The sequence below is a fragment of the Amycolatopsis sp. NBRC 101858 genome (assembly GCF_030269325.1).
In the GTDB taxonomy this organism is placed as follows: domain Bacteria; phylum Actinomycetota; class Actinomycetes; order Mycobacteriales; family Pseudonocardiaceae; genus Amycolatopsis; species Amycolatopsis ponsaeliensis.
This window is the reverse complement of sequence record NZ_BSTD01000002.1, coordinates 30,508-45,581: the sequence shown is the minus strand read 5'-3', so window position 1 is coordinate 45,581 and position 15,074 is coordinate 30,508. Positions and strand designations below refer to the sequence as shown.

Annotated in this window: 16 protein-coding genes; 11 read left to right on the top strand and 5 right to left on the bottom strand. The window is 72.1% G+C overall.

Annotated features, from left to right (window positions below):
• The first annotated feature begins 26 nt into the window (after window positions 1-26).
• The 6 genes from QSK39_RS13465 to QSK39_RS13440 all read left to right on the top strand — a co-directional run bounded on the left by QSK39_RS13465 (window position 27) and on the right by QSK39_RS13440 (window position 6,199).
• Window positions 27-1,316, top strand: coding sequence for a cytochrome P450 (locus QSK39_RS13465; protein WP_285478057.1), 1,290 nt, complete (start codon window positions 27-29; stop codon window positions 1,314-1,316).
• Entirely contained in the window at window positions 1,313-2,203 is an 891-nt protein-coding gene (locus QSK39_RS13460; protein WP_285478056.1) for an alpha/beta fold hydrolase, read from the top strand. The genes QSK39_RS13465 and QSK39_RS13460 overlap by 4 nt, the downstream gene beginning before the upstream one ends.
• Window positions 2,187-3,032 carry an SDR family NAD(P)-dependent oxidoreductase gene (locus tag QSK39_RS13455; RefSeq protein ID WP_285478055.1) on the top strand — a complete coding sequence of 282 codons (846 nt, stop codon included), beginning with the start codon at window positions 2,187-2,189 and terminating at the stop codon, window positions 3,030-3,032. The genes QSK39_RS13460 and QSK39_RS13455 overlap by 17 nt, the downstream gene beginning before the upstream one ends.
• Window positions 3,029-4,504, top strand: a complete 1,476-nt coding sequence (locus QSK39_RS13450; RefSeq protein WP_285478054.1) for a flavin-containing monooxygenase — start codon at window positions 3,029-3,031, stop codon at window positions 4,502-4,504. Before QSK39_RS13455 ends, QSK39_RS13450 begins: the two co-directional genes overlap by 4 nt.
• A gap of 27 nt (window positions 4,505-4,531) precedes the next feature.
• Window positions 4,532-5,398: an NAD(+)/NADH kinase gene (locus tag QSK39_RS13445; RefSeq protein ID WP_285478053.1), complete on the top strand. Its 867-nt coding sequence runs from the start codon at window positions 4,532-4,534 to the stop codon at window positions 5,396-5,398.
• Window positions 5,399-5,515: 117 nt separating this feature from the next.
• Complete coding sequence (locus tag QSK39_RS13440) at window positions 5,516-6,199, top strand: DUF998 domain-containing protein (RefSeq protein ID WP_285478052.1); 684 nt, start codon at window positions 5,516-5,518, stop codon at window positions 6,197-6,199.
• A 5-nt stretch (window positions 6,200-6,204) separates the two neighbouring features.
• On the opposite strand, the gene QSK39_RS13435 is transcribed toward QSK39_RS13440, so the two are convergent.
• Together QSK39_RS13435 and QSK39_RS13430 are read right to left on the bottom strand one after the other, a co-directional pair.
• On the bottom strand, window positions 6,205-7,035 hold the full coding sequence (locus QSK39_RS13435) for a dihydrodipicolinate synthase family protein (RefSeq protein WP_285478051.1): 831 nt from the start codon (window positions 7,033-7,035) through the stop codon (window positions 6,205-6,207).
• Window positions 7,022-7,384 (bottom strand): DNA polymerase ligase N-terminal domain-containing protein, encoded by a 363-nt coding sequence (locus QSK39_RS13430; protein ID WP_285478050.1) that lies wholly within the window; start codon window positions 7,382-7,384, stop codon window positions 7,022-7,024. Before QSK39_RS13430 ends, QSK39_RS13435 begins: the two co-directional genes overlap by 14 nt.
• Window positions 7,385-7,489: 105 nt before the next feature.
• On the opposite strand from QSK39_RS13430, the gene QSK39_RS13425 reads away from it, so the two are divergent.
• From QSK39_RS13425 to QSK39_RS13415, 3 genes are all read left to right on the top strand, one after another.
• Window positions 7,490-7,924, top strand: coding sequence for a Fur family transcriptional regulator (locus QSK39_RS13425; protein ID WP_285478049.1), 435 nt, complete (start codon window positions 7,490-7,492; stop codon window positions 7,922-7,924).
• Window positions 7,921-9,432, top strand: coding sequence for a catalase (locus tag QSK39_RS13420; protein ID WP_285478048.1), 1,512 nt, complete (start codon window positions 7,921-7,923; stop codon window positions 9,430-9,432). The genes QSK39_RS13425 and QSK39_RS13420 overlap by 4 nt, the downstream gene beginning before the upstream one ends.
• 76 nt (window positions 9,433-9,508) lie before the next feature.
• The gene (locus QSK39_RS13415; protein WP_285478047.1) at window positions 9,509-10,501 is read left to right on the top strand and encodes a YdcF family protein; all 993 of its coding nucleotides are present in this window, start codon (window positions 9,509-9,511) and stop codon (window positions 10,499-10,501) included.
• Between the two features lie 159 nt (window positions 10,502-10,660).
• Here the strand turns inward: QSK39_RS13415 and QSK39_RS13410 are convergent, their stop codons facing one another.
• On the bottom strand, window positions 10,661-11,071 hold the full coding sequence (locus QSK39_RS13410; protein WP_285478046.1) for a RidA family protein: 411 nt from the start codon (window positions 11,069-11,071) through the stop codon (window positions 10,661-10,663).
• A gap of 104 nt (window positions 11,072-11,175) precedes the next feature.
• Here QSK39_RS13410 and QSK39_RS13405 point away from each other — a divergent pair, with 104 nt between their 5' ends.
• Complete coding sequence (locus QSK39_RS13405; protein WP_285478045.1) at window positions 11,176-11,994, top strand: hypothetical protein; 819 nt, start codon at window positions 11,176-11,178, stop codon at window positions 11,992-11,994.
• Window positions 11,991-12,305, top strand: a complete 315-nt coding sequence (locus QSK39_RS13400) for a winged helix-turn-helix domain-containing protein (protein ID WP_285478044.1) — start codon at window positions 11,991-11,993, stop codon at window positions 12,303-12,305. The genes QSK39_RS13405 and QSK39_RS13400 overlap by 4 nt, the downstream gene beginning before the upstream one ends.
• Before the next feature lie 34 nt (window positions 12,306-12,339).
• Here the strand turns inward: QSK39_RS13400 and QSK39_RS13395 are convergent, their stop codons facing one another.
• Both QSK39_RS13395 and QSK39_RS13390 read right to left on the bottom strand, forming a co-directional pair.
• Window positions 12,340-13,479 (bottom strand): DICT sensory domain-containing protein, encoded by a 1,140-nt coding sequence (locus QSK39_RS13395; RefSeq protein ID WP_285478043.1) that lies wholly within the window; start codon window positions 13,477-13,479, stop codon window positions 12,340-12,342.
• A gap of 83 nt (window positions 13,480-13,562) precedes the next feature.
• Window positions 13,563-15,059: a cryptochrome/photolyase family protein gene (locus QSK39_RS13390; protein WP_285478042.1), complete on the bottom strand. Its 1,497-nt coding sequence runs from the start codon at window positions 15,057-15,059 to the stop codon at window positions 13,563-13,565.
• Window positions 15,060-15,074 lie beyond the last annotated feature (15 nt).

The following is a 15,074-nucleotide window of genomic DNA, read 5'->3' as shown; positions in this document are numbered from 1 at the left end:
GCGTACCACCACCTTCGGGAGGGTCGATGACGACCATGACCAGCGCGGTGACGCTGCCACCGGGACCGACGGCGCCGCGGGCCGTCCAAGGCGCCTACGCACTGACTCAACCGCTGCGCGGCATGCGGCGGCTCAAAGAGCGGTACGGGAACGCCTTCACCGTGAACGTGCCGATCTTCGGCCACGCCGTCGTGATCAGCGACCCGGCCGAGATCAAGCAGCTCTTCACCTCCGGGCCCGACCTCGTCGACAACCTCGAGGTCAACCTCGGCCGCGTGCTCGGCCCGCACTCGATGTTCGCCCTGTCCGGCGGTGAGCACAAACGGCAGCGCAAGCTGCTCGTCCCGCCCTTCCACGGCCGTCGGCTCGCCGCCTACGAGAAGATCGTCGAGGAAGAAACCCTCCGGGAGCTCGAAAACTGGCCGGACGGAAAACCGTTCGCCACCCTGCCGTCGATGATGCGGATCACGCTCAACGCCATCCTCCGTGCCGTGTTCGGCGCCGAGGGAGCCGAGTTCGCCGAGCTGCGCGAGCTGATCCCGCCGTTCGTCACCCTCGGCTCGCGGCTGGCCGTCGCGCCGATCTCCAAGAAGGGCCGCTTCAACCCGTGGCGCCGCTTCGAACGGATGCGCCGCGAGTACGACGCCATCGTCGACCGGCTGATCGCCAAGGCCCGCCCGGACGGCGACGACGTCCTCGCGATGATGCTGCAGACCCGCTACGACGACGGGTCCGGCCTCGGCCGCGACGAGATCTCCGACCAGCTCCTCACCCTGCTGACCGCCGGGCACGAGACCACCGCGACCACCCTGGCGTGGGCCGTCGAACGCCTCCGCCGCCACCCGGCGATCTTGCGCGAGCTCACTGAGAGCGAAGACCTCCTCGACGCCACGATCCTCGAGGTCCAGCGCACCCGCCCGGTCATCGACCTCACCGCCCGCCAGGTCAAGCAGGACGGCTTCCGGCTCGGCCGCTGGACGCTGCCGAAGGGGTACGCGGTGCTCGTCAGCATCGCCCTGATCCACGACGACGACGCGGTGTTCCCGCACGCGGCCACCTTCGACCCGCACCGCTTCGAAGGCGCGCGCCCGGACCTCTACCAGTGGATCCCGTTCGGCGGCGGGACGCGGCGCTGCCTCGGCGCCGCGTTCGCCACCATGGAGATGACCGTCGTGCTGCGGACTCTGCTGCGGGACTTCGACCTAGTGCCGACGGCCGAACGCGGCGAACGCTGGCATTCTCGGGGTGTGGCCTACGCCCCGGCCAAGGGCGGGCGCGCGATCGTGCGCCGCCGGAGCACCGGAGGAGATTCGTGACCGAAGAGATCGCCGACGCCGGCCGGGGGATTTCCCTGGCGTACGAACGGATCGGGGACCGCGGCGCGGAGCCGCTGCTCCTCGTCGCCGGGCTGGGCCAGCAGCTGCACAGCTGGCCGGACGCCTTCTGCGCGCAGCTCGCCGAGCGGGGCTTCGAGGTCATCCGGTTCGACAACCGCGACGCCGGGCGCTCGACGCACCCGCGCTTCCGCCCGGCGAGCCTGCCCGCGATGTTCGCCGGGCGCTTCCCGCCGGAGCAGTACGACCTGAAGGACATGGCCGCCGACACCGTCGGCCTGCTCGACGCGCTCGACATCGAGACCACCCACATCGCCGGGGTGTCCATGGGCGGCATGATCTCCCAGACGGTGGCGGCGCTGCACCCGGCACGCGTCCGGACCCTCACGTCGATCATGTCGACGACCGGGTCCCGGCTGCTCGGCCGCCCGGCGTTCTCGACGTTGCGGCTGATGGGCGCGAAGCCGCCGAAGTCCCGCGAAGAAGCCATCGAAAGCGCCGTCACGATGTTCCGGCACATCAGTTCGCACGGCTTCCCGTTCGACGAAGCCTGGGTGCGCGAAAAGGCCGGGGTGGGCTGGGACCGCGACCCGACGGCGGGCGGCGTGGGCCGCCAGCTCGGCGCGATCCTCAAGTCCGGCAACCGGACGGCGTGGCTGCGGAAGATCACCGCGCCGACGCTGGTGATCCACGGCGACCGCGACCGGATGGTCCACCCCACCGGCGGCGCCGCGACGGCCCGCGCCATCCCCGGCGCCCGCCTCGAAACCATCCCGGGCATGGGCCACGATCTGCCCGCGGGCGCGTGGCCCGTCCTGCTCGACCTCATCGACAAGCACGTGAGGAGCGCCGATGTCTCGGCCCCGTAGCATCACCGGCCGGCCGGTGGTGATCACCGGCGCGGCGTCCGGCATCGGCCGGGCGCTGGCCACCCGGCTGTCCCGGCTCGGCGCGCCGGTCGCGCTCGCCGACGTCGACGCGGACGGCCTGAAAGCCACCGCGGCGGCACTGCACGGCAAGGTCCTGACGCGGGTGCTCGACGTCCGCGACGCCGAAGACCAGCTCCGGTTCGCCGGCGAGGTTCGCGAGTGGCTCCCGGCGCCGCTGGCCGCCGTCTTCAACAACGCCGGGGTCGCGGTCACCTCGTCCGTGCTCGACGCCGTTCCCGAAGACGACGACTGGCTGCACGACATCAACTTCCGCGGGGTGGTGCACGGGACGCGGGCGTTCCTGCCGATCCTCGCCGAGCAGGGCGAAGGCGCGATCGTCAACACCTCCAGCGTGTACGGCCTGCTCGGGGTGCCGTACCAGAGCGCGTACTGCGCGGCGAAGTTCGCCGTCCGCGGCTTCACCGAGGCGCTGCGGCAGGAGCTGGCCGGCAGCGCGGTCCGCGCGATCACCGTCCACCCGGGCGGCATCACGACGAACATCGCGCGCAACGCCCGCGTCCGCCGCGACCCCACCGGGCTGGGCCGCAGCCGCGACGAGATGGCCGCGCAGTTCGAGGCCATGACGATGACGTCGCCGGACAAGGCCGCGGCGATCATCCACACCGGGGTGGACCGCGGCAAGGCCCGCATCCTCGTCGGCCCGGACGCCTACCTGTTCGACGCGCTCGCCCGCGTCACCCCCACCCACTACAACGCCGTGCTCACGCGCCTGATGAGGCGCCCGCGGCGGACGGAGGCCGTGCGATGACCGAGCACGTCGAGGTCCTGATCGTCGGCGCCGGGCTGTCCGGCGTCGGCGCGGCCCACCACCTGCGGACGGCGTTCCCGCGCAAGACGTACGCGATCCTCGAAGCCCGCGAGGCCATCGGCGGCACGTGGGACCTGTTCCGCTACCCGGGCGTCCGGTCCGATTCGGACATGCAGACCCTCGGCTACCGGTTCCGGCCGTGGACCGGCGAGAAGGCCATCGCCGACGGCCCGTCGATCCTGCAGTACGTCCGCGACACCGCGGCCGAGGCGGGCATCGACCGGCACATCCGGTTCGGCCACAAGGTGGTCCGCGCCGAATGGTCCACCGAGGACGCCCGGTGGACGGTGGAGGCGACGCACGACGGCGAGCCCGTCCGGTTCACCGCGAAGTTCCTCTACCTGTGCAGCGGCTACTACGACTACGCGGGCGGCCACACACCGGAGTTTCCCGGCATCGAGGACTTCGGCGGCACGGTCGTGCACCCGCAGCACTGGCCCGAGGACCTCGACTACGCCGGCAAGAAGGTCGTCGTGATCGGCAGCGGCGCGACGGCCGTCACGCTCGTGCCGGCCATGACCGACCGCGCCGAGCACGTGACGATGCTGCAGCGCTCCCCCACCTACATCCTGTCGCTGCCGTCGGAGGACGCGCTGGCCAACCGGCTGCGCGGGCTGCTCGGCGCGAAGCTCGCGTACCCGATCGCGCGGTGGAAGAACGTCGCGGTGAGCACGCTGATCTACCAGCTCAGCCGGCGCCGTCCGGGCGTGGTCAAGGCGATGATCCGCAAGGCCGCGCTGAAGCAGCTGCCGCCCGGGTACGCCGTCGACACGCACTTCAAGCCGCGCTACCAGCCCTGGGACCAGCGGCTGTGCCTGGTGCCGGACGGCGACCTGTTCCGCTCGATCAAGCGCGGCGACGCCTCGGTGGTCACCGACCGGATCGCGTCGTTCACGAAGGACGGCATCCGCCTGGAGTCCGGGGACGAGCTGCCCGCGGACGTCGTCGTCACGGCCACCGGGCTGCGGCTGCTGGCCTTCGGCGGCATCGACCTGGTCGTCGACGGCGAACCGGTGAAACTGCCGGAAACCATGGCGTACAAGGGGATGATGCTCAGCGGCGTGCCGAACTTCATCTTTACGATCGGGTACACGAACGCGTCCTGGACGCTGAAGGCCGACCTGGTCGGCGAGTACTTCGTCCGGCTGCTGCGCCACCTCGACCGCACCGGCCACGACCAGTGCGTGCCGGTCAACGACGACCCGGCGGTCACCGAGCGGCCGCTGCTCGACTTCGACGCGGGGTACGTGCTGCGGTCGATCGACGAGTTCCCGAAGGCCGGGTCGAGGGCGCCGTGGACGCTGGGCATGAGCTACGCGCACGACGTCGTCAAGCTGCGGCACGGCCGGATCGACGACGGCGCGCTCCGGTTCTCGCGGCGGAAGGCGGGAGCGGGCAGACTGAGCGCATGACGCTCCCTTCGCCCCGGTGCCGCTGACATGCACTCCGCGGGACTCGTGCTGCACCCCCGCCGCGACTCCGCGGCCGCCGTCGAAGCCGTGCTCGGCTGGGCCGGCAACCGGAACATCGAGATCCTCGGCATCGCCGACGAGATCGTCCGCCTGAACTGCGCGGCGATCGGGGTGACGCCCGAGGAGCTCGGCCGGCGGTCCGACCTCGTCGTCAGCCTGGGCGGGGACGGCACGATGCTGCGGGCCATGCGGCTGGCCGACGGGCAGCGCGCGCCGGTGCTAGGGGTGAACCTCGGCAAGCTGGGCTTCCTGGCCGAGGTCGACGTCCCCGACCTGCCCGGCGCGCTCTCGGCCATCGACGACCACCAGTTCACGGTGGAGCCGCGGCTGGCCGTGGACGCCGTGCTGGCGGGGCGCCGGATCACGGCGTTCAACGACATCGCGGTGGTGCGCGTGCCGGGCGACGGCAGCGCGGTGGTCGCGGTGCACGTGGGCGGGCAGCAGTTCGTCAGCTATTCGGCGGACGCGGTGGTGGTCGCCACCCCGACCGGCTCGACGGCGTACAGCTTCTCGGCCGGCGGCCCGATCACCAGCCCTTCGGTCGAGGCGCTGCTGGTCACGCCCGCGGCGCCGCACTCCGCGTACAGCCGGGGCATCGTGCTCTCGGTGCACGACGAGGTGACGCTGGAGCTGCTGCCGACCAGCGGCCGGCTGGCGGTGGAGGTCGACGGCCAGGTGGAGGGGTACGTCTCCCCCGGCGACCGCCTCGACCTGCACGCCCGGCCCAGCGCGGCGCGGGTGGTCCGGCTCGGGATGACGACGTTCTACCAGCGGGCGCGCCGCAAGCTCCGGCTGACGGATTCGGCGGAGATCCCGCAGGACGGTGACCACTGACCCGGCCGTGGCTCGCGTCACATCTCGGGCGTGTCCCGCTATGATCACGGAATGGTCACGGGTAGCGTCCCCGGCTTGCGCCTGAACCAGCCGAGCCGCCCGGGAGTGTCCCCTTACATGCTGTTGCCTTCCCCCGCCCGCCCCTCGCTCGCCGCCCGGTTGCTCGTGCCCGGTGCGCTCGCCACCCTCGCCACCGCGATGGGCCTGCTCGTCGTGCTGCACCTCGACCGGAGCCTCGCCCCGCTCGACCCGGTCAGCTCGATGTTGAGCGACTACGCGCTGAGCCCGGGTCGCCTGTTGTGGGACGGCGCGCTGGTCCTGACCAGCACCGGCTCGGCCCTGCTGCTCGTCGCGCTCTACCGTCGCGGCCTGCTGGCGAACCCGATGCTGGTGGGGACGAAAGTGCTCTGGTGCGTGAGCCTGGTGGCCGTCGCGATCTTCGCGAAGGACCCGCAAGGCGGCGCGATCACCGTGACGGGCAAGATCCACCTCTACGCCTCGGCGGTGACGTGCCTCAGCCTGCCGGTCGTCGGCTGGGCCCTGGGCCGCCGCCACCGCGACGACCCGCGCTGGCGGCGGTTCGCCCGCTGGTCGCGCCGGCTGGCGCTGGCCGCGATCCCGTTCTACCTGCCGTTCATCGTGCCGTTCGCGGTGAACGTCGTCCTGGGCGGCCACTTGCCGACCGTGGCGACCGGGCTGGTCGAACGGCTGATGATGGTGCTGGAGATCGCGCTGCTCGCGGTGCTCGGCCACTGGGCCCACCGGGCGATGCGCGCGGGAGCCCACTTCCGGACGGCCTGACCGGCTCAGCCGGTCGCTCTGGCGATCCGCTCGACGTCCGGCGCCGACGCCGGCATCCTCAGCAGGCCGTTGCCGATGCCCCGTTGCCGCAAGGCTTCCTTGATCCCTTCGACGGTGCCGCCCAGCGCGGCGAGGACCGCGTCGGCCCGGGCCTGGGCCGACCGCTCGGCCGCGCCGTCTCCCGTCTCGACCGCGGCCGCGAGGTCGGTGAAGGGCTCCGGGAACGCCGCGGACAGGCCCGACACGATGCCCGCCCCACCGGCCCGGGCCACCGCCGCCAGGTCCGTGTCGGCTCCCGACCAGAGCCGTGCGTCCGGCAGCGCCGCCCGGAAGTCGGCGAAGCGGGCGGCCGCGGCGCCGGACAGCTTGCCGCCCCGCAGACCGGTCGCCGCGAACTCCGCCGGGGTGAGCGTGACGCCGGTGCGGTCCGGGAAGAGGTAGCCGTAGACGTCGGCGTCACCGGCGGCGTCGCGCACGGCGGCGAAGTGCCGCCCGACGGCCTGGGCGTCGGCAGGCAGGTAGTACGGCGTGATCACGGCCAGGCGCGTGGCCCCCTCGGCGAGGGCGTCGGCGGTCAGGGCGATCGCTTCGCGCGTGCTCGCCGCGCCCACGTGCACGATCGTGCGATCCGAGCCGAACACCGCCAGCGCCAGTGCGGCGAGTGTCCGGCGCTCGGCGCGGTCGAGCGCCGGGAACTCGCCGGTCGTCCCGGCGACGAAGACGCCGTCGACCCGGCCGTGCAGCCAGGTCAGCAACGCCGTGTTCCCGGCTTCGTCGAGCGCGCCGTCGTCGCGGAAGAGCGTGGGTGCGGCGGAGAGGACCTCAGCGCGGGGCATCGGCGTCTCCCGGCTGCTCGCGGGTGCGGTGCAGCAGCCAGTCCTTGTCCGTCCGGATCAGCGCGTACCGCACCGACTCCGTCCGGCCGTGCAGGGTGAACAGGATCCGCTTGTCCGTCCGGTCGTGCTCCTCCCACCAGCCGGTGTCGGCGACCTTCTTCGTGTCGTCCTCGTAGGCGAGGTGGTCCATCGCGTGGTCGGGGACGGCGACCGCGAGCCGGTTGCCCTTGGTGTCGGGCGGGAGGCCGCGCGGCACCGCCCACGACCGCAGCACGCCGTCCTCCTCCAGGCGGAGGTCGAAGTGGTGCCGCGGGCGCCAGTGCTCGTGCAGCACGAAAGCCGGTTTCACCCCCTCACCATGCCAGAAAGCCGCGCCACTACCCGTTTTCCGGGACCTCAAACCGTCCATCCGAGGACTTGACCCGATCCAGAAAAGCGCGGACGGTGGGGTGTCATGAGCGATGCGACCACCACGCTGCGGGCCGCCGGCCTGCGCGTCACCGCGCCGCGGCGGGCGGTGCTCACGTGGCTGGCGACCCATCCTCATTCCACAGTGGACGAAATCGGCACCGGGGTCCGCTCGGTGCTGGGATCCGTGTCCACCCAGGCGGTCTACGACGTCCTGGGCGCGTGCGCGGAGGCCGGCCTGATCCGGCGGATCGAGCTGCCGGGACACCCGGCACGTTTCGAACGGCGGGCCGGGGATAACCACCACCACGTCGTGTGCCGTCGCTGCGGGCGGACGGAGGACGTCGACTGCGTGGTCGGCGCGGCCCCGTGCCTGACTCCGGGCGACGCGCACGGCTTCCTGGTCGACGAAGCGGAAGTGGTCTTCTGGGGCGTCTGCCCCGGCTGCCGCACCACTTCCCGGAGAGAGGCAACACCGTGACCGAACCGACCACCACCGACGCCGGCATCCCGGTCGAGAGCGACGAACACTCGCTCACGGTCGGGCCCGACGGCCCGATCCTGCTGCACGACAACTACCTCATCGAGCAGATGGCGCAGTTCAACCGCGAACGCGTCCCCGAACGCCAGCCGCACGCGAAGGGCAGCGGCGCGTTCGGCCGCTTCGAAACGACCGGCGACGTCAGCGCCTACACCAAGGCCGCCGTGTTCCAGCCGGGCACGCAGACCGACCTGCTGATCCGGTTCTCCACCGTCGCCGGCGAGCGCGGCAGCCCCGACACCTGGCGCGACCCGCGCGGCTTCGCGGTGAAGTTCTACACCAGCGAAGGCAACTACGACATGGTCGGCAACAACACGCCGGTCTTCTTCATCCGGGATCCGCTGAAGTTCCAGCACTTCATCCGCTCGCAGAAGCGCCGCGCCGACAACAACCTGCGCGACCACGACATGCAGTGGGACTTCTGGACGTTGTCACCGGAGTCGGCGCACCAGGTCACGTGGCTGATGGGCGACCGCGGGATCCCGCGCACCTGGCGCCACATGAACGGCTACAGCTCGCACACCTACATGTGGGTCAACGCCGCCGGTGACCGCTTCTGGGTGAAGTACCACTTCAAGACCGACCAGGGTGTCGAGACGTTCACGCAGGACGAAGCCGACCAGATGGCGTCGGCCGACACCGACTACCACACGCGCGACCTGTACGAGGCGATCGAGCGCGGCGATCACCCGAGCTGGACGCTGAAGGTGCAGGTCATGCCCTTCGACGACGCCAAGACCTACCGGTTCAACCCCTTCGACCTGACGAAGGTGTGGCCGCACGGCGACTACCCGCTGATCGACGTCGGCCGGATGACGCTCGACCGCAACCCGACCGACCACCACACCGAGATCGAGCAGGCGGCGTTCGAGCCGAGCAACCTGGTGCCGGGCATCGGCGCGAGCCCCGACAAGATGCTGCTCGGCCGGCTCTTCTCCTACCCGGACGCGCACCGCTACCGGATCGGCGCGAACTACAAGCAGCTGCCGGTCAACGCCCCCGTCTCCCCCGTCCACAGCTACAGCAAGGACGGCGCGATGCGGTACACGAAGGTGTCCGACCCGGTGTACGCGCCGAACTCCAAGGGCGGGCCGCAGGCCGACGTCGCGAAGTACGGGCAGCCTTCGGGCTGGCACACCGACGGCGACATGGTCCGCACGGCGTACACGCTGCGCGAAGAGGACGACGACTGGGGCCAGGCCGGGACGATGGTCCGCGACGTGCTGGACGACGCGCAGCGCGGCCGGCTGGTCGACAACGTCGTCGGGCACCTGCTCAACGGCGTTTCCGAGCCCGTGCTGCTGCGGGCGTTCGACTACTGGCGCAACGTCGACAAGGACCTCGGCGACCGGATCGAGTCGGGCGTGCGCGACAAGCAGGACGAGACCGACCCGAAGGCCGCGGACCAGGGCAACCCGGCGCGCTCCAGCATGCAGCGCAAGGCCTAGTGGACGTGGACCCGGTGCACCCGCACCGGGTCCACGTGCTCTACCTTGGCCTCTTCGGGGGAGGTGGGGAGGCCGGGTGAACGTCACCGACGTCGTGCTGCCCGCTTGCGCGGCCGCGGCACTGGTGGTGTTCGCGGTGCGGCTGGCCCGCGAACCGCGCCGGCTCGGCAACGCCGTCTGGCTCGGGGTGGCACTGCTGCTGACCGGGTTGTGGCTGCTGCGCGCGGCCCTGCACCTGGAGTGGCTGACCCCGATCCTGGTCGGGGTCCTGGCGGTCGTCGCGGTGATCGTCGCGGTGGTGCTGCCGGGCGCGCTGATCGTCAACGGCGTCGGGATGGTGCGGCGCGAAGGGCGGAGTCTCCAGAACCTCTTGTCGTTCCTGCTCGGCGTCGGAATCCTGGTGCTGGAAGGGCTGTTCTTCGCACCGCTCGGCCGGTGGGGATCGGCACTGGTGGCCACGGCGGCGGTGCTCGCCTGCTACTTCGGTTTCCTGTTCGCGTCCCTGCTCGGGTATTCGATCCTGTACGGCAGGCTGCGGCGGCGCACCGGCTTCGACGCGATCATCGTCCTCGGCTGCGGCCTGGCAGGCGACCGCGTGACGCCGCTGCTGGCCGCCCGGCTCGACCGCGCGATCCGGCTGTACGAACGGGAACCGGCTCCCCCGCTGCTCGTCGTGTCGGGCGGGCGGGGGCCGGGCGAGACGGTCTCCGAGGCCGAGGCGATGGACGACTACCTGCGCGCGCGGGGAATCCCGGAGGACCGGATCCGGCGTGAAGACCGCGCGACGACGACCGAGGAGAACCTCGAGTTCTCCGCGGACCTGCTCGGCGGCGCGCGGCCGCAGCGGGTGCTGGCGGTGACCAGCAACTACCACGTCTTCCGCACGGCGGTGGAGTGCCGCCGCCTGGGCCTGCCGTTCGACGCGGCGGGCGCGCCGACCGCCCGCTACTTCCTGCCGAGCGCACTGCTGCGCGAGTTCGCGGCGCTGATCCTCCACTACCGCCGCACGACGATCGCGGCGTGCGCGGTGATCATCGGCGGCGGGCTGGGGCTGGCGATCTTCGCCTAGGAGCTGTCCTGCAAGTCATCGGAGCCAGGGCACGATCGCGGCGACCTCGGTGTCGAAGGCCGGTACTCTGTCCGCGATCACCGTCTCCGCCAGCTCGCCGCGACCGACCATATCCGCAATCCGACCGGGACCGCGGCTGGATCACTTACCGGACAGCTCCTAGGCGGGCACGGCGGCGATCGCCTCGACCTCGACGGTGTAGTCCGGACCGGCCAGCGCCGCGACAACGGCGAGGGTCGACGCCGGGAAGTCGCCGTCGGGGAACCACTTCGCGAACACCTCCGCCTGCGCGGCGCGGTACCCGGCTAGGTGCTCGGTGCCCGTGACCAGCGTCAGCAGCTTGACGAGGTGCTCCGGCCCCGCACCCTCGGCCTCGAGAAGCGCTTCGAGGTTGGCGAAGATCCGCCGTGCCTGCGTTTCGGCGTCCGCCCCGGCGAGGGTGCCGTCGGGGCCGACCCCGAGCTGGCCGGCGAGGAAGACGAGCCGGTGCCCGGCAGGCACCTCGGCCAGGTGGCTGTACCGCCCGAGCGGCGGTGCGACGGTCTCCGGGTTCCAGCGTCGTGGCTTCACGCCGTCCATGATCGCAGACCCGGGTTCCGCACCGGCCCCGGTTCGCGGTAGGTTCGCCCGCAGATCTGGTTTGCCAAATAAACTAGTTGCGATCTGGGGAGACGATGACCGGACCGGCCGAACTGCTCGACGAGATCTCCCGCCTGCGGGCCCGGACGCGAGCCGACCGCCACGCGTACGTGCCGCCGCTGTTCCTGTTCGGGGTGCTCGTGCTGCTGGCTCCGCTGTGGGCGGAAGGCGGGCCGCGCCGCTTCGAGGCCGGGCCCGTCGGGTTCGGCACGCCGCTGCAGCTCTACTGGCTGGCCGCGGTCGTCGGCGGGTTCCTGGCCACGGCCGCGTGGTACCTCCACCGCGGCACGCGCAGCGGCGTGCGGACGCCGATCCGCGGCTACCTCGCGATCGGCCTCGTGGGTGTCCTCGCGATCTCGTTGGGGTTCCCCGTGGTCGAGTCCTTCGCCTACCGGGTCGAGCGGTCGCCGTTCGCCCAGCCGTCGTTCACGATCCCCGTGGCGGCCGCCGCCCTGCTCGCGCTCGGCGGCGTGCTGTGGCTGCGGCCGAAGCTCCGCCACCCGGGGATCGCGACGGCGGCCGCGATGGTCTTCGGCCTCGTCGCCCTCGCGATGCTCGACCTCCGGTTCGCGCCCGTGCGGCCCTACGCGCCGCTCGTCACGATCGCGCTCGGCCTGATCGGGCTGGCGTGGCTGGAACGCAGCCGGGTGCTCGGCGTGATCAGCGGGCTCTTCGCGGCCGCCGCGCTGCTGGCGAACGTCTACAACGCGCAGAACGTGTTCTTCCACCTCGGCGTCTTCGCGCGGTACGAGGGCGAAGCCACGATGGCGTTCACGAACACGCTGCTGCCCGGGCTCGTGCTGCTCGCCGGCGGGGCGTTCGCGGCGTGGCACGAGCGGCGGGCGCGCGCATGAGCGAGCACCCCGCGGCGAGCCTCGACGAGACCGTGCACCAGCGCCACCGGCTCGGCATCCTCACCATCACCGCCGAAGCCGGGAAGGTCGACTTCGGGTACCTGCGCCGGACCCTGGACATGACGGCCGGGAACCTGTCGCGGCACGTCACGATCCTCGAAGAGGCCGGGCTGATCGACGTCGAGAAGGGCTACGAAGGCAAGCGGCCCCGGACGTGGATCACCATCAGCCCGGCGGGGCGGCGGGCCCTGGCCGCGGAAGTCGCCGCACTCCGTGCTCTTGTCTCTGCGATCGAAGACGCGACCTCATGAGCCATCGGGGCGCTGTATAGGGCGTTATACGCGCTCAGCGGAACCAGGCACCCGCGCCCGAGCGCATCGCCGTGCCCTGCGGCTCCGGCGGGATCGGCAGCGAGCCTTGGTTCGGCGGCCACAGGGTCACCGCCGGGATCTCGCGCAGCTGGGCGCGGAGCTTCTGCAGCGGCAACGGTCGGCGGCGGGTCAGCATGGTGGTCGTGCGGGGGTGCAGGTCCACGAACGGGTACGTCGCGTGCAGCGCCGACAAGCGGCGCTCGAGGTGCCGGCTGCGGGACGTCAGCTCCGCCGCCGGCACCGCCGGCTGGACCACCAGGAACTCCCCCGAGCCGAGCCGGACCGCGCGGTCGAGCGGGCGCAGTCCCCCGCGGAGCAGGTCCGCGATGTTCTGCTCCGTGTGCATGCGGACGCGGGTGCCGTGCCGACGGCCGACCGCGGTGAGGTCGTCGACCGCGACCAGCACCAGGCCGAGGGGCACCGTGTCGGTCGCGTCGCCGAGCCACCGCGTGAGGCCCGCCAGGGTGTCGAGCCCGGTGTCCGGGTCGACGGCCGGGCCCGGGACCGGCGGTGCCGACGCCCGCGCCTCGTCGAGCCGGGCCGCCACGTGCCGCAGCGCCGCCTCCGCCCGGCTTTCGATGTCGACCTCCGCCGGGGTCTCCACCGCCGCCAGGACCTCGCCGACCTGGTGCCGCACCGCCGGGGGCAGCCGGTCGCCCATCGCGTCGCGGAGCCGGACGACCTCCGCGTACGCCTCGTCGCGGCGCAGCCCCCAGCGGCCGCGGAACAGCCGCGCCCGCTCGACCGACGACGCCTGCGGGTCGATCTCGTCCAGGTCCTGCGCGACGACCGAGGCCCCGAACGTCGGCGAGAGCACCGCGACCGACCACTCCCGCGCCATCGGCTCGTCGGGGCGCAGCAGCACCGGCGTGACGCCGTGCGGGAGGTCGGGCCGGCCGGAGTCGACCATGCCGACGACCGTGACGGCCGCCTTCCGCGCGATCCGCGCGTACACGTCGCGTTCTCGTTCGAAGTACGGCAGCCGCTGGAACAGCGCGAACACCACGGTGTCGGCGCCCGTCCCGTCGGCGAGCGCGGCGCGCTCGACCGCGTGGGACGCGGTCACCAGGGCGCGTTTGGACAGCACGCCAGCGCGCTGGTCTGCGTCGGGCACGGAGGATCGCCTTCGCCGGGGAAAGGGAGGCAATCACCGTAAAAGACCAAAGCCCGCCGGACTAGCTACACAATGGTGTGAAATCAGAAGTGGTGACGGTCAGCCTCCCGGGCGACGACCTCGTCACGATCCGCGAGTCTTTCCAGGCCCCGCAACGGCTGCCGCATCCGGTGGTTGTCCCGCAGCCTGCCCGCGTTGCGGTCGAGGAACGCCCAGTACCCGGCGGTGAACGGGCAGGCGTCCGGCCCGGTCCGCTTCTTCGGGTCGAAAACACAACCGGGGCAATGGTCACTCATCCGGTTGATGTAGGCGCCGCCGGCCGCGTACGGCTTCGTCCCGACGAGGCCGCCGTCGGCGTACTGGCTCATGCCGATCACGTTCGCCGGCATGACCCACCCGAACCCGTCGACGAACGCGGTGGCGAACCAGCGGTTCAGCTCGGCCGGGTCGTACCCGCGCTGCAGCGCGTGGTTGCCGAGCACCATCAGGCGTTCGATGTGGTGGGCGTAGCCGCGGTCGCGCACGCCGGCGAGCGCCGTGCGCAGGCAGGCCGCTTCGACGGCGTCCGCGTCCAGCGAACGCCACCAGTCCGGCAGCTCGCGGCGCGCCTGCAAAGCGTTGCGCCGCAAGTACTCCGGCCCCTGGTGCCAGTACAGGTGCCACACCCACTCGCGCCAGCCGAGGATCTGGCGGACGAAACCTTCGACGCTGCTCAGCGGCGCGTCGCCGGTCCGGTAGCGCTCTTCGGCCCGCCGCACGACGTCGCGGGGGTCGAGCAGGCCGAGGTTGAGCGGCACGGAGAGCAGCGCGTGCGCCATCGCCCAGTCGTGGGTGAGCATCGCGTCCTGATGGGGGCCGAAGACGGGCAAGCGGTGCTCGAGGAACCGGCGCAGGGCGCGGTGCGCTTCGTCATGCCCGACGGCGAAGCGCCGCGGGCCGTCGACGCCCACCGGGTGGATCTTCCCCGCGCGCTCGGCTTCGTCCAGCTCGGCCCGGACGCGGTCGTCGAGCTCGTTCTCCCGCGGGTGCCACGGCGCGGGCACGTCGAGCCGGGTGGTCTTCGGCGGCGGCTGCCGGTTGTCCCGGTCGTAGTTCCAGTGCCCGCCGGCCGGTTCGCCGTCGGGCTCCAGCAGCACGCCGAACTTGCGGCGCTGGTCGCGGTAGAAGTCCTCCATGACGAACCGCGCGCGTCCCTCGGCCCACGTGGCGAAGTCCTCTTTGGACAGCACGAAACCGGGGGTCGGCAGGATTTCGGTGACGGCGCCTTCGTCGCGCAGCCGCCGGACGAAGGCATCGGCGGCGTGCGACGTCGGCTCGTGCACGACGACGGGCCGCCCGAACCGCCGCAGGCCGGTGCGGTAGTCCGGGGCGTCGAGCAGGGTGACGCGGTCGCCGAGGTCGGCGGCCAGCCGGTACAGCGCGGCCTGGACGAGGTGCAGTTTCTGCCGGTGGAACGGCTTGCCGGCGAAGGCCGCGGCCGACCGGATCAGCAGCACGTCGCGGCCGCGGTGTTCGGGAGTGCTGTGGAAGTGCGGCCCGAGCTGGTCGGCGAACAGCCAGAGCGCGGGCTCGTTTCGCATGACCGGAAAGCTAGC